The 22,627-nt window shown below is 52.8% G+C and carries 20 protein-coding genes and 1 tRNA gene; 15 read left to right on the forward strand and 6 right to left on the reverse strand.

Translation table 11 applies throughout. The annotated features are described in order from the left end of the window. The first annotated feature begins 100 nt into the window (after positions 1-100). Together B9Z46_RS08045 and B9Z46_RS08050 are read left to right on the forward strand one after the other, a co-directional pair. A complete protein-coding gene (locus B9Z46_RS08045) occupies positions 101-1,087 on the forward strand; it encodes a tripartite tricarboxylate transporter substrate binding protein (protein ID WP_233245946.1) in 987 nt (328 codons plus the stop codon). A 5-nt stretch (positions 1,088-1,092) separates the two neighbouring features. Further along, positions 1,093-1,989, forward strand: coding sequence for a DMT family transporter (locus B9Z46_RS08050; RefSeq protein WP_146179237.1), 897 nt, complete (start codon positions 1,093-1,095; stop codon positions 1,987-1,989). Between the two features lie 143 nt (positions 1,990-2,132). Here the strand turns inward: B9Z46_RS08050 and B9Z46_RS08055 are convergent, their stop codons facing one another. From B9Z46_RS08055 to B9Z46_RS08065, 3 genes are all read right to left on the reverse strand, one after another. Further along, entirely contained in the window at positions 2,133-2,777 is a 645-nt protein-coding gene (locus tag B9Z46_RS08055; protein ID WP_233245947.1) for a heme-binding protein, read from the reverse strand. Between the two features lie 75 nt (positions 2,778-2,852). Further along, on the reverse strand, positions 2,853-4,169 hold the full coding sequence (locus B9Z46_RS08060) for a twin-arginine translocation pathway signal (protein WP_233245948.1): 1,317 nt from the start codon (positions 4,167-4,169) through the stop codon (positions 2,853-2,855). A 140-nt stretch (positions 4,170-4,309) separates the two neighbouring features. Beyond that, a complete protein-coding gene (locus tag B9Z46_RS08065) occupies positions 4,310-4,729 on the reverse strand; it encodes a hypothetical protein (protein WP_108255477.1) in 420 nt (139 codons plus the stop codon). Positions 4,730-4,856: 127 nt separating this feature from the next. Here B9Z46_RS08065 and phaR point away from each other — a divergent pair, with 127 nt between their 5' ends. Together phaR and rimO are read left to right on the forward strand one after the other, a co-directional pair. After that, the gene (phaR, locus tag B9Z46_RS08070) at positions 4,857-5,408 is read left to right on the forward strand and encodes a polyhydroxyalkanoate synthesis repressor PhaR (RefSeq protein WP_108255479.1); all 552 of its coding nucleotides are present in this window, start codon (positions 4,857-4,859) and stop codon (positions 5,406-5,408) included. A gap of 53 nt (positions 5,409-5,461) precedes the next feature. Further along, complete coding sequence (rimO, locus tag B9Z46_RS08075) at positions 5,462-6,883, forward strand: 30S ribosomal protein S12 methylthiotransferase RimO (RefSeq protein ID WP_108255481.1); 1,422 nt, start codon at positions 5,462-5,464, stop codon at positions 6,881-6,883. Between the two features lie 102 nt (positions 6,884-6,985). Here the strand turns inward: rimO and B9Z46_RS08080 are convergent. Continuing rightward, a tRNA-Leu gene (locus B9Z46_RS08080) sits at positions 6,986-7,070 on the reverse strand. Positions 7,071-7,087: 17 nt separating this feature from the next. Here B9Z46_RS08080 and rnr point away from each other — a divergent pair. Continuing rightward, on the forward strand, positions 7,088-9,406 hold the full coding sequence (rnr, locus tag B9Z46_RS08085) for a ribonuclease R (RefSeq protein ID WP_108255483.1): 2,319 nt from the start codon (positions 7,088-7,090) through the stop codon (positions 9,404-9,406). A gap of 65 nt (positions 9,407-9,471) precedes the next feature. Beyond that, positions 9,472-10,236, forward strand: coding sequence for an SDR family oxidoreductase (locus B9Z46_RS08090; RefSeq protein WP_055361008.1), 765 nt, complete (start codon positions 9,472-9,474; stop codon positions 10,234-10,236). Here the strand turns inward: B9Z46_RS08090 and B9Z46_RS08095 are convergent. After that, positions 10,205-11,761 (reverse strand): NAD(P)H-hydrate dehydratase, encoded by a 1,557-nt coding sequence (locus B9Z46_RS08095; protein ID WP_108255485.1) that lies wholly within the window; start codon positions 11,759-11,761, stop codon positions 10,205-10,207. The genes B9Z46_RS08090 and B9Z46_RS08095 overlap by 32 nt on opposite strands. After that, positions 11,758-13,113, reverse strand: a complete 1,356-nt coding sequence (locus tag B9Z46_RS08100) for an amidase (RefSeq protein WP_108255487.1) — start codon at positions 13,111-13,113, stop codon at positions 11,758-11,760. The genes B9Z46_RS08095 and B9Z46_RS08100 overlap by 4 nt, the downstream gene beginning before the upstream one ends. Before the next feature lie 210 nt (positions 13,114-13,323). On the opposite strand from B9Z46_RS08100, the gene rpsB reads away from it, so the two are divergent. The 9 genes from rpsB to B9Z46_RS08145 all read left to right on the forward strand — a co-directional run bounded on the left by rpsB (position 13,324) and on the right by B9Z46_RS08145 (position 22,610). Continuing rightward, entirely contained in the window at positions 13,324-14,076 is a 753-nt protein-coding gene (gene rpsB, locus B9Z46_RS08105; RefSeq protein WP_108255489.1) for a 30S ribosomal protein S2, read from the forward strand. A gap of 120 nt (positions 14,077-14,196) precedes the next feature. Next, positions 14,197-15,090 (forward strand): translation elongation factor Ts, encoded by an 894-nt coding sequence (gene tsf, locus B9Z46_RS08110; protein ID WP_055361004.1) that lies wholly within the window; start codon positions 14,197-14,199, stop codon positions 15,088-15,090. 94 nt (positions 15,091-15,184) lie between these two features. Further along, complete coding sequence (gene pyrH / locus B9Z46_RS08115; protein ID WP_055361003.1) at positions 15,185-15,907, forward strand: UMP kinase; 723 nt, start codon at positions 15,185-15,187, stop codon at positions 15,905-15,907. Between the two features lie 48 nt (positions 15,908-15,955). After that, positions 15,956-16,516 (forward strand): ribosome recycling factor, encoded by a 561-nt coding sequence (frr, locus tag B9Z46_RS08120; RefSeq protein ID WP_055361002.1) that lies wholly within the window; start codon positions 15,956-15,958, stop codon positions 16,514-16,516. A gap of 62 nt (positions 16,517-16,578) precedes the next feature. Continuing rightward, positions 16,579-17,433 carry a phosphatidate cytidylyltransferase gene (locus B9Z46_RS08125; RefSeq protein WP_055361001.1) on the forward strand — a complete coding sequence of 285 codons (855 nt, stop codon included), beginning with the start codon at positions 16,579-16,581 and terminating at the stop codon, positions 17,431-17,433. A 14-nt stretch (positions 17,434-17,447) separates the two neighbouring features. Then, complete coding sequence (ispC, locus tag B9Z46_RS08130) at positions 17,448-18,641, forward strand: 1-deoxy-D-xylulose-5-phosphate reductoisomerase (RefSeq protein ID WP_108255491.1); 1,194 nt, start codon at positions 17,448-17,450, stop codon at positions 18,639-18,641. Between the two features lie 25 nt (positions 18,642-18,666). Beyond that, a complete protein-coding gene (locus B9Z46_RS08135; protein WP_108255493.1) occupies positions 18,667-19,782 on the forward strand; it encodes an RIP metalloprotease in 1,116 nt (371 codons plus the stop codon). A 9-nt stretch (positions 19,783-19,791) separates the two neighbouring features. Continuing rightward, on the forward strand, positions 19,792-22,092 hold the full coding sequence (bamA, locus tag B9Z46_RS08140; RefSeq protein WP_108255495.1) for an outer membrane protein assembly factor BamA: 2,301 nt from the start codon (positions 19,792-19,794) through the stop codon (positions 22,090-22,092). Then, positions 22,092-22,610 carry an OmpH family outer membrane protein gene (locus B9Z46_RS08145; protein WP_108255497.1) on the forward strand — a complete coding sequence of 173 codons (519 nt, stop codon included), beginning with the start codon at positions 22,092-22,094 and terminating at the stop codon, positions 22,608-22,610. The genes bamA and B9Z46_RS08145 overlap by 1 nt, the downstream gene beginning before the upstream one ends. The last annotated feature ends 17 nt before the right edge of the window (positions 22,611-22,627 follow it).

Raw genomic sequence — 22,627 nt, forward strand, 5'->3', positions numbered from 1 at the left:
GTATCTTAGTCAGTATTTGAAAATGCCTGCCTGTGAAGGGCTGTTATCAGCGTTAATAGGGATAGGCTGTGGCGGCCATGTTGGCTAACATGGTCTGAACATGGAGAAAATGACTGTGAAGCCTCTGCAATTTGCCTGTTTAAAGTGGATGTGCGCTGCATCCTTCATTTTGGTGGGCAGTGCCGCCATGGCTCAAAGTTGGCCCACCAAACCCATCAAAGTGATTGCACCTTATCCACCGGGTGGCCCTAGCGACTTGGTGATGCGCACGGCGTCTGAACGAATTCAGGCCATTTTGAAGCAGCCCATCGTCATTGAAAACCAGCCCGGTGCCGGTGGCAACATCGGCGCGGCTGCTGTGGCCCGTGCTGCGCCCGATGGCTATACGTTTCTCATTGCCACCGACACGCTGCTAACCGTCAATCCGCATGTCTACAAGTCGATGACCTTCAAATTGGACGATCTCAAGCCCATCAGTGTGTTGTCCTCTTTCAGTCAAACCTTGGTGTGCAACCCATCCTTGGGCGTGAAAAATTTGAATGAGTTGATCGCCAAATCAAAAACCACTCCCTTGAGCTACGCCTCTGGCGGTGCGGGTGTGCCCGGTCATTTGTCGACAGAGCTGTTGTTGAACATGACGGGCATGCAGATGACGCACATCCCCTACAAGGGCCCAGCGCCCGCCATGCAGGATGTGCTGGCAGGCCAGGTGCCGTGTGGTTTGTTGGCGGGGCCAACTGTGTTGCCGCATGTGAAGTCTGGGAAATTAACGGCTTTGGCTGTGTCTGGGCATGGTCGTTCGCCTACGCTACCTGACGTGCCGACCATTGCCGAAGCCGGTGTGAAAGGCTATGAGGCCGATTTCAGTTTGATTTTGTTGGCACCCCGTCAAGTACCTGATGACGTGGTCAATAAATTTCGCATGGCGGTTGTAGAGGCTTTGCGCATGCCCGAAGCTGCTGAGCGCCTTAAAGCCACCGACCAAATTGTGATTGGCAGCACGCCAGAAGAGGCCGTTGTCAAAGTCAACAAAGACTTTGCCAAGTGGGGCGCTGTGGCCCGCAAAATTGGCCTCAGTCTGGATTGACGTCATTGGGGTCAGATCAACATTTAAGTGACACAGCGCGAAATCGCCAAATCGGCATTGCGCTGGTCACCGCCACCACCTTGATGTTTGCGGTGCTCGACACCAGTGCCAAGTGGTTGGTGCAAACGGTGCCTGTGTTGCAAGTGGTGTGGCTCAGGTTTGTGTTTCACACCTTGTTGACCACTGCCATCTTCATGCCATCGATGGGTGTGGCATTGTTCAAAATTCACAATCCGCGATTGCAATTGCTGCGTGGGGTGATGTTGGCCCTCATGACGGGGCTGAACTTTTTTGCATTGCAGTATTTGCAATTGGCCGAAACTGGGGCTGTGCAGTTTTCAGTGCCCATTTTGATTGCGCTCATTTCTGCTTTGTGGCTGCATGAACGGCTGGATGCCAAAAAGTGGATGGCCATTTGCATGGGATTTGTTGGCGTGCTTGTGATCATTCGACCAGGAAGTCACGGCTTTCATCCGGCAATTTTGTTGAGCATTTTGAATGCTTTGCTTTATGCCGCTTTCAATTTAATGACCCGCCGACTGGCTGGCAGTGATCATCCCGTTTCGACGCAACTGGCTTCGGCCATGGTGCCTTCTGTGGTGCTGGCCCCGTTTGCAATTGGGTACTGGCAGACCCCCGACTCATGGCAAGTTTGGTGTGTTTTGGTTTTGGCGGGTTTAACGGGCGGCTTGGGTCACACAGCCTCTGCATTGGCTCATCGCTACGCGACAGCTGCCGTGCTCGGCCCCTTTTTGTATCAGCAAATTATTTACATGAGCTTAGGTGGCTGGCTTGTCTTTGGCCAAATTCCAGATGCCGCAGTTGTGCTGGGTGCTGGCATCGTCGTACTCAGCGGCCTGTACCTCTTGTGGCGAGAATTTAGCGTCGCCCTAAAACAATAATTGGGGTCAGATCCACATTAATTTCCATTCAAAGGGGCTGAAGGCTAAGGGTTGCTGAACGATTTCTGGTACTCCAGTATGAGGAAGCATCCCTTAGCCTTCAGCCCCTTTGAATGACCAAATTAATGTGGATCTGACCCCAATTATTTTTCTACCTCAACCATGATTTCATTGCGCCTGAACATGGGCAATGTCCAGGGCGGGTCGTAGCGCGAGAGTTGAGGGGCGCCAATGGCTTTGAAGTTTTTTTGCTGCAACCATGAGAGCAGTTCATCGGTTTTGCTTTGAACTTTAGCCATCGTATTGAACCCGGTGTAACTGTGAACAGCCATCAACTTTCCGGGCACTTCCTTGAGCTTCACATCAGGATTGTTCGGTTGAGGGATGCTGCTCAGGGTGTATTGCGAAGGCATCACAAAATGCACACGCCAAAGTTTGGCTTCTCGCATGTCCTTGGTGGCTGCGCTCATCGTGACTGGCGCTGTCATGGCAATCTTTTCAGATTGCGGCTCTACCGTCACAGGAGCCGTCATGGCAATCTTGGCGCTGCTGCCAGACTGAGCAGCGCGATTGTTGCCAAAAATATAGTCTGCGATGCGTCGAAAACCTTTGTTAGACGCCTCGTCCATGTCGCCCTCGACCAAGGTTTCTGCAATCAGCGTGGGTGCATACTGACGGACCTCAAAGGCGTCGGCCTTCAGGGAGACTTTGAACGCGGGTTCTTCAATGGCCATGGCAGATTGCCCCATCATGAAAGCGGTTAACAGAAACAAAGTTCGTATAGTCATGGTGCTCTCATTTGTGAAGAATACAATGGGCTGATGTCATCGAATTCAAATATTCTTGAATTGGCCTTGCCGCAATCAGTAGGTGAGTTCTAACACGGTGATGTGACCTTGTGAAGCGGGCCAAGTCAAACCCTTCAGTTGTTCACCGTTGAATTCAGCTGCAACAGACCGTTGTGGCGATTCATCCATCCGGATTCTGACGCTTGAAATGCCTGCACTCATACCTTTGGCGACACCAGGGATGTCGGTTTTTCCATCCAACATCATTGCGTCGCGGTTGGCATCAAAGTAGCCTCTGGGCCGAGTCCAAATGACCAAGGATTGCGTCGTGCGATCCGATGCCGCCAATCGCTCGGGGCGCATGTGAACGATATTGCTAGATCTTGCGAAGGGGCTGCGATAGATGTGGGTGGTTGCATAGCCGTCTGCAGTCAATTCAAATTCGTAGGCTGCGCGCGAGTTGGCTTTGAAGGGGCCCCAATGGCCATCTGAGGAAATGCTTGATTGGTGGACTGCAGCACCTCTTCGTTGACCTGTGTGGGTGTCCGTTTCGTAGATGCTTAACTTGGCACCTTGCAATGGCAAATTGTTCACAAAGTTGCCGCTGTCTGCTTGAAGAGGGTTCACGCCCAAGCCAAATACTTTGCCATTCAGTTCAATCTGCGATTGCGTCGTGATGTTGTGCATGGGGGCATGTCCCGTCAGGAATTGATAGCTGGCTTCAAAAGCCGCAGGCGAAAACGAAGTTTCGCGGTGATCAATTTTGGGGATCACCACATTCAAGGCGCCTTTGAGTTCGGGTCCATCAAAACCAACCATCGTGGCGCGTCCCTTCATGCCAATCCAAAGACCATCAGGCTGCGCATATTTATCGTTGTTGTCCGAGCGAATGGTCATCCATTGCGTGGGACCACAAATCTCATCGCCTTGGGAGTTTTTCGGCGCATTCAGTTGTTTGAGAAAAAGGCCAGCGCCTGAAAACTCACTGGCATCGTTCAAGCCTGGAATCGCCTGTACCCCGTGGTGCGTTCCACCTCCAATGATGGCATGGCTAACCCGCTGAGCACCTCCGCCGTTGCAAATGTAGTTGCGAATGGCGTTACCACCTCTTGAATTGCCAATCAAGATGACTTGTTTGGCACCTGTTTGTGCCAATACAGCATCCACCTTGTCTTTGAGCACTTGCATGTGTTCGGCGGTGGAACTGCGCCCAGCTTGCGGTTTGTCGTCTGCGTCCCGTGCGAGGGGATAGGGGACATCCATGGTGTGAAGCAAATTAGCAGGCCAACCGTTTGATTCAAAACGCCAAACAGTGGTTAGCCAAAGCGCTGCCGAATCTCCATTGCCGTGAACAAAAACGACAGGCTTGTATTGCAAATTTTGTATAGACATTGGCGTTGTGCATGCACTCATCAAGAGTCCTGTAAAGGCTAAGAGCCAACGATGAATATTTTGCAATGGTGTGCTTTGTGAGGTGAAAGGTTACAAGTCTCTGTTCAGCATGCTTTTAATTATGATCTGACCCCAATTAATTAAATTAAGCTGAGAGAACCCAGGACTGTGAAGAGTTGGGTGGCGTTGATCAAAATGGCGGTTTTGTGAATTTTTCTAAATTCAGGGATGGCCATCAGGTTGCTGTTGTCGCGTATTTCAGAGCCAATTTGTTCCATTTTGGGAATGAACTTGAAGCGGAGCAGCAAAGTCAGGGTTGCAATGATGGCGGCTTCTAGGGTCAGCATGGGTTTGGCGGCCAGTGCGTAACTGAATGTCGCTGCAGTGGCCACCACAATCGCAAACTTGAAATAGGTGGTGTAGAAGGACTTGATGAACTTGGCGTCCATGGTGTTGTCGTGCTTCAAAATGAGCAGGGGGATGGACCCAAACAGAAAATAGGTGGTGACCGCCAGCATGGCCACAGTAAAAAACAGCGCTGCGTGATTGGCATTCAGCATGATTGAGGGTAACTCCTCGTAGAAGTCGGGAGGGTGGTAACTTTAGAATCTGTTGCGGTGCAGCATACTGTGGTTCATTGTTGCACCCCTTTAAATTGCACCGTTACTTTTGTGAAGAGTCTAAATCATGGCCCGTCAATCAGCCAAATCTGCCGCCGACACCACCCGTGGCAATCCCGAGACCGAAAAGACCGCCAAGGCTGCCAAGTCGGCCAAGTCGGCCAAGACAGCCCAAGCTGGCAATGCCGCCGATTCTGCTGAAGGCAAGCCTCAACGGGTCATCAAAAAATACCCCAATCGCCGGCTTTATGACACAACAACCTCTAGCTACATCACTCTGACAGAAATCAAGCACCTGGTGATGGACGGGCAAACTTTCGCAGTCAGAGATGCCAAAACGGGGGATGACCTGACCCGCAGCATCCTGTTGCAGATCATTTTGGAAGAGGAATCAGCCGGTGCGCCCATGTTCACAGAGGCTGTGCTGGCCAACATCATTCGCTTTTATGGCCACGCCATGCAAGGCTACATGGGGTCTTATTTAGAGAGCAATTTGCAGTCTTTGATGCAAATGCAATCAAAAATGGGCCATCAGTCGACCAACATCGTGAGCCAAATGCAAGAACAGATGCAAAAGCAAACCGCTCAATTTTTCTCTGCTTTGGGTCTGAAGACCTGAAACTGTGAACCCGGGGCCGTCTTAGGCGATCGATTTACTGGGACAATAGCCCCATGAACGAAATTGCAAGCACCGGCCAAGGCGCCGCTACTGAAACCACCTCGTCGGCCGCCCCTAAAGTAGGCTTTGTCAGCCTAGGCTGTCCCAAGGCGCTCACGGACTCAGAGCTGATCCTGACGCAGCTCAGTGCTGAGGGTTATCAAACTTCCAAAACTTTCGAAGGTGCCGATCTGGTGATCGTCAACACTTGCGGCTTCATTGACGATGCCGTGAAGGAAAGTCTGGACACCATTTCAGAAGCCTTGAACGTCAATGGCAAAGTCATTGTGACCGGTTGCCTGGGTGCCAAGGAAGCAGAAGGCGGTGGCAACATGGTGCGCGCCATGCACCCCAGTGTGTTGGCAGTCACAGGACCTCACGCCACCCAAGAGGTGATGGATGCCGTCCACGCGCATTTGCCCAAGCCGCACGATCCCTTCTTGGATTTGGTGCCCAATGCCTTTGGCGAAGCGGGCCTCAAGCTCACACCCCGTCACTATGCTTATTTGAAAATCAGTGAAGGCTGTAATCACCGCTGCACCTTCTGCATCATTCCCTCGATGCGTGGCGATCTCGTCTCACGTCCCATTGGCGATGTCTTGAAAGAAGCGCAAGCTTTGTTTGAAGGCGGCGTCAAAGAGTTGTTGGTGATCAGCCAAGACACGTCTGCCTATGGCGTGGATACCCAATATCGCATGGGTTTTTGGGAGGGTCGTCCCATCAAAACGCGCATGTTGGAATTGGTTCAGACACTGGGTGAAATGGCGCAAAAGCATGGCGCTTGGGTTCGCTTGCACTATGTGTACCCATACCCCAGCGTCGACGACATCTTGCCGCTCATGGCCACCGGCTTGGTCTTGCCGTATTTGGATGTGCCATTGCAGCACAGCCACCCCGATGTGCTCAAGCGCATGAAGCGTCCCGCCAGCGGCGAGAAGAATTTAGAGCGCATTCAAAAGTGGCGCGAAACTTGTCCTCAACTGGTCATCCGCAGCACCTTCATTGCAGGATTCCCTGGCGAAACAGAAGAAGAGTTTGAGCACTTGCTCAACTTTGTGCGAGAAGCACAAATTGACCGTGCCGGTTGTTTTGCGTACAGCCCTGTCAAAGGTGCCACTGCCAATGACTTACCAGGCATGCTGCCGGAGGCCGTGCGCGAAGAACGCCGTTCACGCTTCATGGCTGTGGCCGAAGAGGTGTCCATCCAGCGTTTACATCAACGCGTGGGTGCCACCATGCAAGTCTTGGTTGATTCTGCTTCGGCCATGGGCAAAAAGGGAGGCATTGGCCGCTCCTATGCGGATGCGCCCGAGATTGACGGCTTGGTACGTTTGTTACCGCCAGAAAAGATCAGCAAAACCTACAAGGTGGGTGAATTCACGCGCGCACGGATTGTGGGCGTTGAAGGCCACGACCTGATCGCGGTGCCCATTTGATTTGCAATCGCCCTGTAAAAGCATGTGTGACGCCTCTTGGACTGTGAATTTGCAAATGATGCGCATAAAAAAAGCCGCATCACGTGCAGCTTTGTTTAAACTTGGTGCCCAGGAAGGGACTCGAACCCCCACGAAGTTACTCGCTAGTACCTGAAACTAGTGCGTCTACCAATTCCGCCACCTGGGCTTTCAGGAAAAAAAGGATTGTATATCAAAAAAATTAGCCACCCCTCAGGACTGCTCGATGAGATCGAAGGCAGTGTGCAAGGCCACCGCGATGGACATGGCTTTCTCATTCGTGACGATGGTGATGGCGATATTTTCTTGTCGCCCAACGAAATGCGTGCCGTGTTGCACAAAGACCGTGTCAAAGTTCGCATCGTCCGACAAGACCGAAAAGGCAGACCTGAAGGTCGTGTCGTTGAAATTTTGGAGCGTCCCGCTCAACCCATCATCGGCCGCTTGCTCAATGAAGGCGGCATTTGGATTGTGGCCCCTGAAGACAAGCGCTATGGCCAAGACATTCTGATTCCCAAAGTAGGCATTGGCGCAGGTAAACCTGGGCAGGTGGTGGTGGTTGAACTGACGGAGCCACCCGCTTTGTTTGGTCAACCGGTTGGACGCGTCAAAGAAGTGCTGGGCGAGATTGATGACCCAGGCATGGAAATCGACATTGCCGTTCGCAAGTACAGCGTGCCGCACGAGTTCTCTGCCGCCTGTTTGAATTTGGCCCGCGAGCTACCCGACAAGGTTCGCCCTCAAGATTCCAAAGATCGCATCGACCTTACTGACATTCCGTTGGTCACCATTGACGGTGAAGACGCTCGCGATTTTGACGATGCGGTTTATTGCGAACCCGCCAAGATTGGCAAGGCCAAAGGCTGGCGCTTGCTGGTGGCCATTGCCGACGTCAGCCATTATGTTGAAACAGGCAGTGCCATCGACATCGACGCGTACGATCGTGCAACCAGCGTTTACTTTCCGCGCCGTGTCATTCCGATGTTGCCGGAAAAACTCTCCAATGGTTTGTGTTCACTGAACCCCGAAGTAGAGCGCTTGTGCATGGTCTGCGACATGTTGATCACGGCCAAAGGCGAAATTCACGCGTACCAGTTTTATCCTGCTGTGATGTACAGCCACGCACGTTTTACCTACACCGAAGTGGCCGCTATTTTGGCCAACACACGTGGCCCCGAAGCCATCAAGCGAAAAGCACGTGTCAATGATTTGCTCAACTTGCACGATGTGTACCGTGCGCTGTTGTCATCACGTGCTGTTCGAGGTGCAGTCGATTTTGAAACCACCGAAACACAAATCATTTGTGACGACAACGGCCGCATCGAAAAAATCGTCCCGCGTGTTCGCACTGAAGCACACCGCCTGATTGAAGAGGCGATGTTGGCAGCCAACGTGTGCAGCGCCGATTTCATTCAAACCAGCAAGCACCCTGGTTTGTTTCGCGTGCATGAAGGCCCAACACCCGAGAAGAAAGATTTGCTGCGCAATTACTTGAAGTCTTTGGGCTTGCCTTACACCGTGAGTGATGAGCCCAAACCCAGCGAGTTTCAGCACATTGCACAGGCCACCAAAGACCGGCCCGATGCCCAGCAAATTCACACCATGCTGCTGCGCTCCATGCAGCAAGCCATCTACACGCCCATCAACAGTGGTCACTTTGGCTTGGCCTATGAGGCTTACACGCACTTCACCAGCCCCATTCGTCGCTACCCCGACTTGCTGGTGCACCGTGTCATCAAGGCCATCTTGGCGCACAAGAAGTACCAGCTGCCAGCATTGCCATTGCCCGGTGAGGCCCATGCCAAACTCGCCAAGCGTTTGCAGAAAAACAAGGCTGGCGCACAAATGGATGACGCGCCGCGCATCAAAATGTCGCCTGCCGAACAACAAGCTTGGGAAGCCGCAGGCCTGCATTGCAGTGCCAACGAGCGCCGCGCCGATGAAGCCAGCCGCGATGTAGAGGCTTGGCTTAAATGCAAATACATGCGCGAGCATTTGGGAGAAGAATATTCAGGCGTGGTCACTTCGGCCACCAGCTTCGGAATTTTTGTGACCTTGGACAATTTGTATGTCGAAGGCTTGGTGCACATCACCGAGTTAGGCGGCGAGTATTTCCGTTTTGACGAAGCACGACAAGAATTGCGGGGGGAGCGAACCGGTATTCGCTATGCCATTGGCACCCGCGTTCAAATTCAAGTCAGTCGCGTCGATTTAGACGGACGAAAAATTGACTTCCGTTTGGTGAATCCGGCTGAAGAATTCAGTGTTCGTCAGATGCGTGACAAAGGTCCTGGCAAACAAGGTGCCAGTCGCAATGACAACGGCAACACGCGGGGTTCAATGGGGGGCGCAGAGGGTGCTAAATCCAAGTCGCGTCCTTTCAATGCCCGCCAAGCGGAAGGCGGCAAACCCAGTACCCGGCATGGCAAGGTCAGTCCCAAAGGGGCGCCATCCAAGTCATCGGGCGCTAAGAAGTCCAGTCAAGCGCGAAAGAGTCGTCGCTGAAGCTAGGCCTTCGAGATCCATCCCAATCTTTTTTCAATTCAAGATTCAAGCAGGAGACAGAATTCATGACACACGCTTCAAAAATTGCCATCGTGACAGGCGCTGGTTCTGGCATTGGCAAGGCAACGGCGTTGGCTTTGCTGAAAGACGGCTGGTCCGTCGTCTTGGCGGGTCGTCGATTGGCCAACTTGGAAGAGGTGGCAGCAGAAGCCAAAGCGCTTAACGCCAATTACCAAGTGTTGGCCGTTCCGACCGACGTCACGCAAGAAGACTCTGTGGCCAATTTGTTTGCACAATGCGTGAAAGCATTTGGCCGTGTCGATTTGCTGTTCAACAACGCGGGTGTGAGCACGCCGGCCATCCCAATTCATGAACTCAGTTTGGACATGTGGAAAGGGGTGGTCGACACCAACCTGACCGGCATGTTCTTGTGCATTCGTGAGGCTTTCCGTGTGATGAAAGACCAGAAGCCCATGGGCGGTCGCATCATCAACAATGGTTCGATCTCGGCCACCACACCACGCCCGTTCTCCATTGCCTACACCTCCACCAAGCATGCCGTATCTGGCCTCACCAAAACCGCTTCACTCGACGGACGTCAGTACGACATCGCTGTGGGTCAAATTGATGTGGGTAACGCTGCAACCCCCATGGCCATGAAGATGGCCAAAGGTGTGCCTCAAGCCAATTTGGAAATCAAAGCAGAACCCTTGATGGATGTGGCTTTGGTAGGTACCTCTGTGGTGTACATGGCCAGCTTGCCATTGGAAGCCAACGTGATGTTCCACACCGTGATGGCTACCAAGATGCCATTTGCGGGCCGCGGATAAGCGCTGCCAGTTTGCCTGCTGTGAGGGTGGGCAAATTTGTTTCATCGGCTGCCAGGCCGTGTTCAAACACGGCTGCGCAAGCGGCTTCAAATTCGCTCAGGCCTTGGGCCATGCGCGCGCCCATTAGGCCTGCCAATACATCGCCTGTGCCGCCAGTTGCCAGGCGCGCATTGCCTGTGAAGTTGACAACAGGTACTTCACCTGATTTGGCGATCACAGTGCCAGAGCCTTTCAGCACCACGGTGCACTTCAGATCATGGGCCAGCGTTTGCGCCGCACTCAGCCGATCGTGTTGAACCGAGCCACTGTCTGAGCTTAGCAATCGAGCGGCTTCAAGTGGGTGAGGTGTGATCACAGTGTGCTTGTTTTGCGTAGCGCGTTGACGCAGCAGTTCACGCAGCCAAGGGTCTTGTGAAATAGCATTCAAAGCATCGGCATCCAGAACCAAGTGCATGCTTTGCTGCAGAACTTGCGGCAACACTTTGCGCACAGTGGCACCGCCACCGCAGCCGCACACAATCACGCCTGAATGCAACTTCAATGCGGAAAATTCGCGCTGCATGATTTCTGCCAAACGTGGCCTTGCTTGGTTTGACTTGAGATCGTCCGTCAAAAAACAAGCCATCACGCGGCCAGCGCCCGCATGCAGTGCGGCGGAGGCGGCCAGATCGACTGCACCCGTCATGCCCATGCCGCGTACGTCAACTGCTTCACCGCCAATCACAGTCACGTCGCCGAAGCTGCCTTTGTGGCTGGCGTGTTGCCGCTTCACAGGCGTTTGCAAACGGCTGTTCAATTGGGCTGCGGGGTTGAGGCTTTGCTGCAAATCTTCGCAGCCCAAAGTGTCGAGCCAAAGCGTGCCGCATGCATCTCTGCCATGTGCTGTCATGCAACCTGGTTTTGCGGTCAGAAGCTGCAAGGTGTGTTGCGCTTGAATGTCTTGCGGTACCACCTTCGTGTTTTGAAACTGACCTGTGTTGGCATTCAATCCCGAGGGCGTGTCGACAGCCAAAACATCTGCGCCCAATTGGTAGATGCTGTGTATCCAAGAATGCAATGCTTGCTCGGCTTCTAACGTGGCGGCCTCATGTGCCTCCGTTGTGCTTGAACGCAAGCCAATGCCCAGCATGGCATCGATGCACAAGTCATGATGACTGACATCACCCTGTGCTGGCCGTGTTGCTTGAATGGAAATGCCCAATGCTTTGACTTTGCCTAAGGCCAGCGTTGCATCTGACGGTCGCTTTGCTGAAGGCTGCCAAAGCACGACTCGAACTTGTTGCCCCCATTGGTGCAAATGGGTGGCTGCTTCCAAGCCGTCGCCACCGTTGTTGCCGGGACCACAAAAAATCCAAAAGCAGGTCGCGCACGGCTTGATGGCCATGGCCAACTTGGCCACCGACAAGCCCGCTTGTGCCATCAAACTGGGACCGCTGCCGATCCTTGATGTGGCCAAGTTTTCAAGCTGGCGTGTTTGCGCCACATCGAACAATGCCAGCGGTTCTTGCCAGTTGATTTTTTTCAAGCCGTCCTCAATGCGCTTTCAATCGCCAATGAAATGTTCAGCACATCATCGTCTTTCATGGGGCCTTGCCACACCATCAAACCGGTGGGCAATTCGCCGGCATGGTGCATGGGCAGTGACAAGGCGCAACCATCGAGCATGTTGACCACGCTGGTGTTGCGCAGTAATAAGCCGTTGGCGGCAAAAAATGTATCGTCCCGTTCGGCGCCGGGTGCCACACTGGCCAATGTGGGGCCTTCGATGGGGACAGTGGGGGAGAGCGCTGCATCAACACCGTGGAGTGCCGCTTGCATGCGTGCAATCCAGGTTGCACGGCCTGCTTGCAAATCCAAGTATTCGAAGGCCTTCATGTTGGCGCCTTTCAGAATTCGCGCAGCCACACGGGGGTCGTACTGCGCTTCGCCTTGGGTCAGCAAGTGTCTGTGCCAGGTGTAGCTCTCGGCCGCACTGAAACCGCCCGTGGCCAAAAGCCCAGCCAACTCTTTGATTTCAAGCAGAGGAATTTCAACAATTTGAGCACCCGCTTGAGACAACTTTTGCAAGCTTCGTTCCCAAGCTTTTTGCACGCCGGCTGTCATGCCGTCCAGCATGAGGCTGGTGGGAACGGCCAAACGATAGCTGGAGAGTCCGCGGGAAGCCCGGGCTACTTTGCGGGATGCCAAGATTTCATGCGCCAACACAGCATCTCGCACACTGCGCGTCATGGCGCAGGCAGTGTCCATGGTGGTTGACAAAGGAATGGCGCCCGCAGTGGGCACCAATCGGGCTGTGTTTTTAAAACCCACAATGCCATTTAAAGCAGCAGGTATGCGAATGGAGCCGCCCGTGTCAGAGCCTAAACCAATGAAGGCAGCGCCAGTGGCCACAGAAACTGCGGCGCCTGATGACGAGCCGCCTGGGACATGACCTTGTCCGTTGCTCAGGACAGGCTTGTCTGAAATGGCGTCCCAAGCGGCGGGTGTGCCGAAATGGGGATTGTTGCCAATGCCAGAAAAGGCAAACTCCACCATGTTGGTGCGGCCTAAAAAAGCGCCCCCCGCGTGGTTCATCCGTGCCACAGCAGGGCAGTCAAATGGTGCCGCTGGCGTGCCTTGGAGGACCGTGGAGCCCGCCAAAGTAGGGCTGCCAGCCACATCAAACAGGTCTTTGACCGAGAAAGCCAAGCCTTTGAGTGGGGCATTGACCACGCTGGGTTCCTGCAAAAGCGCTGGAATGGGGCTTGTCTCTAGCGTCAAAAATACTTTGTCACATGCAGAACTTTGAGCCAAGGCTTGGCTTTTTTCCCATTCGGCCAGTGGCGTGGTCTTTTGAGCTGAGATGGCTTCTAGGGTGGCAATCAGGTCTGGGCGCATGGCGTGGGGAGGGTGTGTAAAGAGTGTGAAGGGGCTAGAAAAAGTGGGTTTTGGGATGCTATACTCGACAGGCTTAGCAGGAATTTCCCTGCAAGTAAATCGCAAACCGGCTCCTTCAAGGTGTTGGCTGTTTGCTAAAGGCCCTTTCAGGGTTTTCACAAACAACCGATGTGTGAGCCGGATTTTAGACCCAACCTTCGGAGAAACAATATGTCCGTTACCATGCGCGAAATGCTGGAAGCCGGTGTCCACTTTGGTCACCAAACTCGCTTCTGGAACCCCAAGATGTCCCCCTTCATCTTCGGTCACCGCAACAAAATCCACATCATCAACTTGGAAAAATCGCTGCCGATGTTCCAAGACGCATTGAAGTTCGTCAAACAACTCTCTGCAAACCGCGGTACCGTCCTCATGGTGGGTACAAAGCGTCAAGCCCGTGAAACCGTGGCTGCTGAAGCTCAGCGCGCTGGCGTTCCTTACGTTGACCAACGCTGGTTGGGCGGCATGCTCACGAACTTCAAAACCGTCAAGACTTCCATCAAGCGCTTGAAGGACATGAAAGCTCAACAAGAAGTCGGCCTCGACTCTTTGAGCAAAAAAGAACAACTCATGTTCAAGCGTGAAATCGAGAAGCTTGAAAAAGACATCGGTGGCATTCAAGACATGGCCACATTGCCTGACGCGATTTTCGTGATCGACGTGGGTTACCACAAGATTGCCATTTTGGAAGCCAAGAAATTGGGCATTCCATTGATCGGCGTGGTGGACTCCAACCACTCACCTGAAGGCATCGACTACATCATCCCAGGTAACGATGACTCTTCCAAAGCCGTTACTTTGTACGCTCGTGGCATTGCCGACGCGATCATTGAAGGCCGTGCAAACGCCGTTCAAGACGTGGTCAATGCTGTGGCTGCTGAAGGCGCAGACGAATTTGTTGAAGTGCAAGAAGCTTCTGCTTAATGCCCTCTCAACCAGAGAAAAGGGGCTTCTTGCCCCTTTTTTTTAACCTGAGTCTCACTGAGTTTTTATCAATTTTTATTTAGTTCGAACCTTAATTCGAAGACGAAACGGAGAAATCAAATGGCTGCTATTACCGCAAGCATGGTCGCTGAACTGCGCGCTAAAACCGATGCCCCCATGATGGAATGCAAAAAAGCTTTGACCGAAGCCGAAGGCGACATGGCCAAAGCAGAAGAGTTGTTGCGCGTTAAATTGGGTACAAAAGCTGGCAAGGCCGCTTCCCGCGTGACCGCCGAAGGCGTGATCGTTGCCTACACAGAAGGCAACACGGGCGCCATGCTCGAAGTCAACTGCGAAACCGACTTCGTGACCAAAAACGACAGCTTCTTGGCCTTGGCCAATGCCGCTGCCAAGTTGGCCGCATTGCACAACCCAGCCGATGTGGCTGCTTTGGGCGAGTTGCCTTACAGCCAAGACGGCTTCGGTCCTACATTGGAAGAAGTTCGCAAAGGCCTGATCGGCAAGATTGGCGAGAACATGAGCTTCCGTCGCTTCAAGCGCGTGGCCGGTGGTGCGCAAATCGCCACTTACTTGCACGGCACCCGCATTGGTGTGTTGGTCGAGTACGAAGGTAAAGACACAGCCGCCAAAGACGTTGCCATGCACGTTGCCGCTATGAAGCCAGTGGCTTTGACCAGCAACGATGTCCCTGCTGACCTGATCGAAAAAGAGCGTTCAGTGGCAACAGCCAAGGCTGCCGAGTCTGGCAAGCCTGCCGACATCGCAGCCAAAATGATCGAAGGTTCCGTTCAGAAGTATCTGAAAGAAGTGTCTTTGAACAACCAAACTTTCGTGAAAAACGACAAGCAAACTGTTGAGCAAATGCTCAAAGCCGAAGCCACCCAAGTCAAAGCCTTCACTTTGTACGTGGTGGGCGAGGGCATTGAGAAGAAGGTCGACGACTTTGCTGCTGAAGTGGCTGCTCAAGTGGCTGCTGCTCAAAACGCAGGTTAATCTGCCGCTATCAGGGTTAAAACCCGGGTAAACAGGGTCGCCCGAAAGGGCGATTCAACGCTAAACTTAATTCTGTCTTTATGAGGAGCCCGTCATGACCATCGCCAAACCAGCCCATAAGCGTATTTTGCTCAAGCTGTCCGGCGAGGCGTTGATGGGTGATGATCAGTTTGGTATCAACCGCGCCACCATTGTGCGCATGGTTGAAGAAATTGCAGACGTCACGCGCCTGGGTGTCCAGGTCGCTGTGGTGATCGGCGGCGGCAACATCTTCAGAGGTGTGGCCGGTGGCTCTGTCGGTATGGACCGTGCCACTGCGGATTACATGGGCATGTTGGCCACCGTCATGAACGCGTTGGCCTTGGCCGACACCATGGACAAAGCGGGCCTCACTGCGCGCGTCATGTCGGCCATCGCCATTGAGCAGGTCGTCGAGCCCTATGTCCGTCCCAAAGCCCTTCAATATCTTGAAGAAGGCAAGGTGGTCATTTTTGCCGCAGGCACTGGCAATCCATTTTTTACCACCGACACAGCTGCAGCATTGCGCGGCGCAGAAATTGGTGCGGAGTTGGTCCTCAAGGCCACCAAAGTAGACGGTGTTTACACGGCTGATCCGAAAAAAGACGCTGCTGCTACGCGTTACAGCAAACTTTCGTTTGACGAAGCCATTTCTCAAAACCTTGGCATCATGGACGCAACAGCGTTTGCACTGTGCCGTGACCAAAAATTACCTGTCAAAGTGTTTTCGATTTTCAAGCATGGGGCCCTCAAGCGAGTGGTCATGGGCGAAGACGAGGGCACTTTGGTGTATGCCTAATTCTTGTACCCGCCACTGAACCTGCTTCATTTGGCCCCGGAGAATCTCATGAGCTTAGAAGACATCAAGAAAACCACGCAAACCAAAATGGACCAGTCCATTGCGGCTTTCAAAAACAACCTCACCAAAATTCGCACAGGCCGTGCCAATCCCGCAATTTTGGACACCATCCAAGTGGATTACTACGGCTCTATGGTGCCTTTGTCCCAAGTGGCCAACGTGTCTTTGATTGACTCGCGCACCATCAGCGTTCAGCCCTGGGAAAAAAACATGGGCGCCAAGATTGAAAAAGCCATTCGCGAAAGCGATTTGGGTTTGAATCCTGCCGCCATGGGTGATTTGATTCGTGTGCCTATGCCGCCCATGAGCGAAGAGCGTCGCAAGGAAATGACCAAGTTGGTTCGCACCGAAGGCGAAAACGCCAAAATTGCTGTGCGCAATTTGCGCCGCGACGCCAACGAATCCGTGAAAAAGTTGGTCAAAGACAAGCTGGCTTCTGAAGACGAACAAAAACGCTCAGAAGCCGAAGTGCAAAAAGTCACCGACAAGCACATTGCCGAAATCGACCAATTGGTCACAGGCAAAGAACAAGAGATCATGGCCGTTTAAGGCCTTGATAACTGTTCCGATGCATCGAATCATCCCATCTCTCAAGATCATCGGTTGATTCGATGCTGAAGCAACGCATCATCACTGCTTTGGCCTTGCTGGCCGTTTTGTTGCCAGCCTTGTTTGCCGACTCACCTCAGCCTTTTTTGCTTCTGTCCATCCTCATGATTGGGGCTGGCGCTTGGGAGTGGGGCAACATGAATGGCATGTCCAGTCGCCAGGCCATTCTCTCGGGCGTCATCTGTGTTGACCTGTGCGTTTTTGCATGGTGGGCTGGTTGGACCACCAGCACGGATGCGTGGGTATGGTGGATGGCGGGTGCCAGTTGGGTCGGCTTAACGGCTTGGATGCTTCAGCGGGGTGTTCAAGGTTGGGCCTTGTGGCATCGCGATTTGCGTTGGCTTCTGGGGCTGTTCATGCTTTGGTTAGCTTGGCTCGCCATGGCGCAAGCCCGCACAGCCAGTGTTCAATTGCTTTTGTCTATTTTTTGTGTGGTGTGGGCTGCGGATGTGTTCGCATATTTCTGCGGCAAAGCTTTAGGGGGACGCATCATCCATCGCAAATTGGCCCCGACGGTCAGCCCTGGCAAAAGTTGGGAAGGCGCCATCGGTGGTTTGTTGGGTGTATTTGTGCTGGCGTGGGTGTGGATGCAACTTGAGCAAACCTATCAATGGCCGGGTACCAGCTTGTTCACACACATGATGACGCACGGTGTTTTCTTGTGGGCACTCAGTTTGATTTTCATCACCACCATGAGTGTGGTGGGTGATCTTGTTGAGTCTCTGGTCAAGCGCAGTGCCGGTGTGAAAGACAGTTCCAATTTATTGCCTGGCCATGGTGGTGTCCTCGACCGCTTGGATGCCTTGCTGCCTAGCTTGCCCATTGCCCTTATGTTGCTTCACTGGCCAACTGCATGAACTGCACTCGCGTTATGAAACAAAACATCACCATCTTGGGTTCTACCGGTTCGATTGGCACCAACACTTTAGATGTGTTGTCACGTCATCTTGATCGATACCAGGTTTATGCGCTGACAGCTTCTGTTCAAGTAGATGCCATCCTTGCGCAATGCGTTCAATACAAACCGCGCTATGCCGTGATGGCGCAAGAAAGCGCGGGTCGCTTGCTTGCAGACCGCGTCAAGGCCGAAGGTTTGTCTGTTGAAGTTTTGTGGGGTGCGCAAGCGCTGGACACGGTGGCTTCGCATCCAGATGTCCATGCCGTCATGGCCGCCATTGTGGGCGCTGCAGGTTTGTCTCCCTGCTTGGCTGCAGCAAACGCAGGCAAGCGTCTGTTGCTGGCCAACAAAGAGGCGTTGGTGGTGGGGGGTGAAGTTTTCTTGAGCGCCGTCAAAAAAGGCGGTGCTGTTTTGTTGCCCATTGACAGCGAGCACTCTGCCGTCTTTCAGTCCTTGCCCGAAAATCCTTCAACCTGGGCCGATCGGATTGAGCAAATTATTCTGACTGCGTCGGGTGGTCCCTTCAGAACCAGGGATGTCTCAAGCCTGCGCGATGTCACGCCAGAAGAAGCTTGTGCCCACCCCAACTGGGTGATGGGTCGCAAAATATCGGTCGACTCTGCCACCATGATGAACAAGGCGCTCGAAGTGATCGAGGCACGCTATTTGTTTGGTGTAGCGCCCGAGCAATTGAATGTGGTGATTCATCCCCAAAGCATCATTCATTCGATGGTGAAGTACAAAGACACGTCCGTGGTGGCGCAATTGGGCACACCCGACATGCGCGTTCCCATTGCCTATGGCCTCAGTTGGCCAGAGCGCATCACATCAGGTGCGCAAGGTTTGGATTTTCACAACCTCAAGCCAATGACCTTTGAAGCCATTGATGACCATGGCCACGAAGCACGCTTTCCTGGTTTGAAATTGGCATGGCAATCTTTGAAGGCTGCTCCGGGCACCTGCGCTGTCCTCAATGCAGCCAATGAAATTGCGGTAGAGGCATTTCTCAACAAGCAAATCAGGTTTGATCAAATCCACCAAGTCAACATGGAAACATTGGCCAAGGTGGTGCCCTCATCGCCCCAAAGCTTGAGTGACCTTTTAGCGCTAGATTCGCTCAGCCGTGCGCAAGCCGTCGAGCTGGTTGGCCGCATCGGTGTAGCCTGAAAATCTTTTTGAATTTACGGCGCTCGTGCTCACGCTTTTAGCTTTTTTGTTTGCACTGACACTGCTCATTGCAGTGCATGAATATGGCCATTACCGCATGGCGGTGGCCTTTGGTGTGCCTGTACTGGTTTTCTCAATAGGCTTTGGCCACACCCTTTACCGCTGGCGTCCCCAAAATCAGAAGCCAGGTCAAAACACAGAATTTCGAATTGGCGCCTTGCCCTTGGGTGGTTTCGTTCAGATGTTGGACAGCAGAGAGGGTGATGTGCCTTCTTCACAACTTGCCTTGGCCTTTGATCGTCAGAGCGTCAAGGCGCGGGCATGCATCGTGGCGGCCGGGCCATTGGCCAATTTATTGTTGGCCGTTGTCTTGTTCAGTGCGTTGGCTTGGTGGGGTCACCCCAAAATTCTGCCCATCATCGGCCGAGTTGAGGCAGGTGCTCCCGCCGATTTGGCCGGTTTGCAGGCGGGTGATCGCGTCTTGAAGGTGGGTTTGCAAGAGGTCAAGGATGCCCAACATCTAAGGGCTTTGATTCGAGGGGACGCTGACCCGCAGGATGACGTCAAAGAAACCGAGGAAGGCTCAATCCAAGACGCAATCTGGGAAATTGACCGACAGGGGCAGCGCCTGTCCTTGGCCGTCAAACCCGTGCTGAAGGCATTGCCTGGTCAGCCTGAAGCCAGTGCGGTCAAACGAATTGGGGCGGTTGTCGGCGTTCCCTCCGACACAGAATGGGTTAAAGCTGGTTTTTGGGAGGGCTGGGTACAAGGTTTTGGGAAAGTTGCTCAAATTACGCAAATGACGGGCCAAATGATCGGTCAAATGCTCATCGGAGAGGCCTCTTCGAAGCATCTCAGCGGTCCTTTAACCATCGCCGAGCAGGCTGGGCAGTCGGCTCAAAGGGGATGGCCTTCTTATGTGAGCTTTTTGGCCCTGATCAGTGTCAGTTTGGGTTTGCTCAATCTCCTGCCTTTGCCCATGTTGGACGGGGGTCACCTGATGTATTATCTTTGGGAGTCACTCACCGGCAAGCCGGTTTCCGTTGCTTGGCAGCGGGGTTTGCAGAAAGTGGGTTTGGCTTTATTGATTGGCGTCATGAGCTTGGCGTTTTTCAATGACCTGACACGACTCTTTACTTAATTCAAACGCATGAACTTTCTCCCTCAACAGTTTCGCTTGCAGCCTTTGTGTGTCCTCATTGCAGCGGCACTTGGCAGCATGTCCGCTTGGGCCATTGAGCCCTTCAAATTGAAAGACATTCGCGTCGAAGGTTTGCAGCGCATTGAGTCTGGTACCGTGTTCGCCTCGTTGCCTTTTCGTGTTGGCGATCTTTACAACGATGAGTCTGGTGCGGCTGCTATTCGCGCCTTGTTTGCTTTGGGGTTGTTCAAAGATGTGCGTCTCGATGCACAAGGCGATGTGCTGGTGGTCATTGTGGAAGAGCGTCCCTCTATTTCTGAAGTCGAGTGGGTGGGCCTCAAAGAGTTTGACAAAGACGTGTTGGTCAAAGCGCTGAAAGAAGTGGGCATTTCTGAAGGTCGTCCCTTTGACAAAGCACTTGCAGACAAAGCCGAACAAGAACTCAAGCGTCAGTACATCACTCGCAGTTTGTATGGCGCTGAGGTTGTCACCACGGTCACCCCTGTAGAGCGCAATCGCGTCAAGCTCACCTTCACAGTGACGGAAGGTGGACCTTCCAAGATCAAAGAAATTCGCATCACAGGCAACCAAGCTTTCACGGAAGACACGCTGAAAGACCAGTTCAATTTAGATGTCGGAGGGTGGCTGAGTTGGTACACCAAATCAGACCGTTACTCACGCACCAAGCTCAATGCCGATTTGGAAACCTTGCGCTCTTATTATTTAAGCCGCGGGTTCTTAGAATTTCGCATCGACTCGACGCAGGTCGCCATTTCGCCTGACAAGCAAGACATCTCCATTGCCATCAACGTCACTGAAGGTGAGCGTTTTGTCGTGTCTGGCGTGAAGCTTGAAGGCAATTACTTGGGCAAGGACGATGAGTTCAAGGCCTTGGTCAAAATTGGATTGGGCCAGCCCTACAACGCTGAAACAGTCGCTGAAACCACCAAAGCATTTACCGATTATTTCGGTAAGTTTGGTTTTGCATTTGCACGCGTTGATGTACGTCCTGAAATCGATCGACTCAACAACCGCGTCAGTTTTGTTTTGCAAGCTGAGCCATCACGCCGTGCATATGTGCGCCGCATCAATGTGGCAGGCAACAACCGCACACGCGATGAAGTCATTCGCCGAGAATTCCGTCAATTGGAGTCGGCTTGGTACGACGGTGACAAAATCAAGCTGTCGCGCGACCGTGTCGACCGCTTGGGCTTTTTCACAGAAGTCAACATTGATACGCAAGAGGTGCCTGCCACCACCGACCAAGTTGACTTGACCATCAATGTGGTCGAGAAACCCACTGGCAGTGTGACCTTGGGTGCTGGCTTTTCTTCCACCGAAAAAGTGGCTTTGAGCTTTGGTATTCGCCAAGAAAATGCTTTTGGTTCTGGCAATTATTTGGCCACAGAGGTCAATACCAGCAAGTACAACCGAACCATTGTGATCAGTACCACCGACCCGTACTACACACCTGAAGGTATTTCTAGAACCATTGATGTTTTTCACCGCACCACGCGGCCTTACTTGGGTGATTTGAACGCTTACAGTTTGGTGAGTTCTGGCGCTGGCATGCGCTTCGGTGTGCCGTTCAGTGAAATTGACACCGTGTACTTTGGCGCAAACCTAGAGCAGACGTCCATTCGTCCAGGAACCAACTTGCCCAATGCCTATGTGGAATACATGCAGCAGTTTGGTTACACCAGCAATTCCTTGCCATTGACCGTCGGTTGGGCAAGGGATGGCCGAGACAGTGCTTTGGTGCCAACACGTGGCATGCTGCAGCGATTTAATTCGGATTTGAGCATGGCAGGCGATGCCCGTTATGTGCGAACCAATTATCAAATTCAGCAATACACGCCGCTGACTAAAAGGTATACTTTAGCACTCAATGTTGATTTGGGCTGGGGTCAAGGTCTTTCTAACCGACCTTATCCCTTGTTCAAAAACTACTTTGTAGGTGGCTTGGGCAGTGTCCGTGGCTTCCAGCAATCAACATTGGGACCTTCGGACAGCACCAACAGCTTGTATTTGGGCGGACCCAAGAAAATTGTCATGAATGCAGAATTGTTGGCACCATTCCCTGGTGCTGGCAACGACCGTACTTTGAGATTATTTGCCTTTACCGACGTCGGCCGAGCCTTTGGCGAGAATGAAAAAATCAGCCTTTCCGAGCTCAGATCCTCCTACGGCGTTGGCTTGAGCTGGATTTCGCCCATGGGTCCTCTGCGCTTTTCCTATGCCATGCCAATGCGACGCCAGGTTGCGGATAAAATCCAGAGATTGCAATTCCAAATTGGAACTTCCTTTTAATGAAAACACTTCGCCATTTCTCACAAGTCTGTTTGTTGGCTCTCGGTGCACTGGGCGCCACGGTCGCCAGTGCACAAGAATTCAAAATTGGTTTTGTGAACACCGATCGTATTTTCCGCGAAGCCAGTACGGCCAAAAATGCCCAAGCCAAGTTGGAGCAAGAATTTGCCAAGCGCGAAAAAGACTTGGTGGATTTGGGCAACACCATCAAAACAGCTTCAGACAAGTTTGAGCGCGAAGCCCCCACTTTGTCTGAAACGCAGCGCAACACGCGCCAAAAACAGTTGATGGACCAAGACCGTGAGTTCCAGCGCAAGCGTCGTGAGTTCCAAGAAGACTTGAACACGCGCAAGAACGAAGAGCAGCAAGTTGTGATTGAACGCGCCAACCGCGCTGTGAAGCAAGTTGCCGAATCAGAAAAATACGATGTGATTTTTCAAGAGGCCGTTTACATCAATCCCAAGCACGACATCACTGACAAAGTCATCAAGTCACTCAACGCAACCGCTGGCAAGTAATTGCTGAGCGCATTGGA

This window comes from Limnohabitans sp. Hippo4 (assembly GCF_003063605.1).
In the GTDB taxonomy this organism is placed as follows: domain Bacteria; phylum Pseudomonadota; class Gammaproteobacteria; order Burkholderiales; family Burkholderiaceae_C; genus Limnohabitans_A.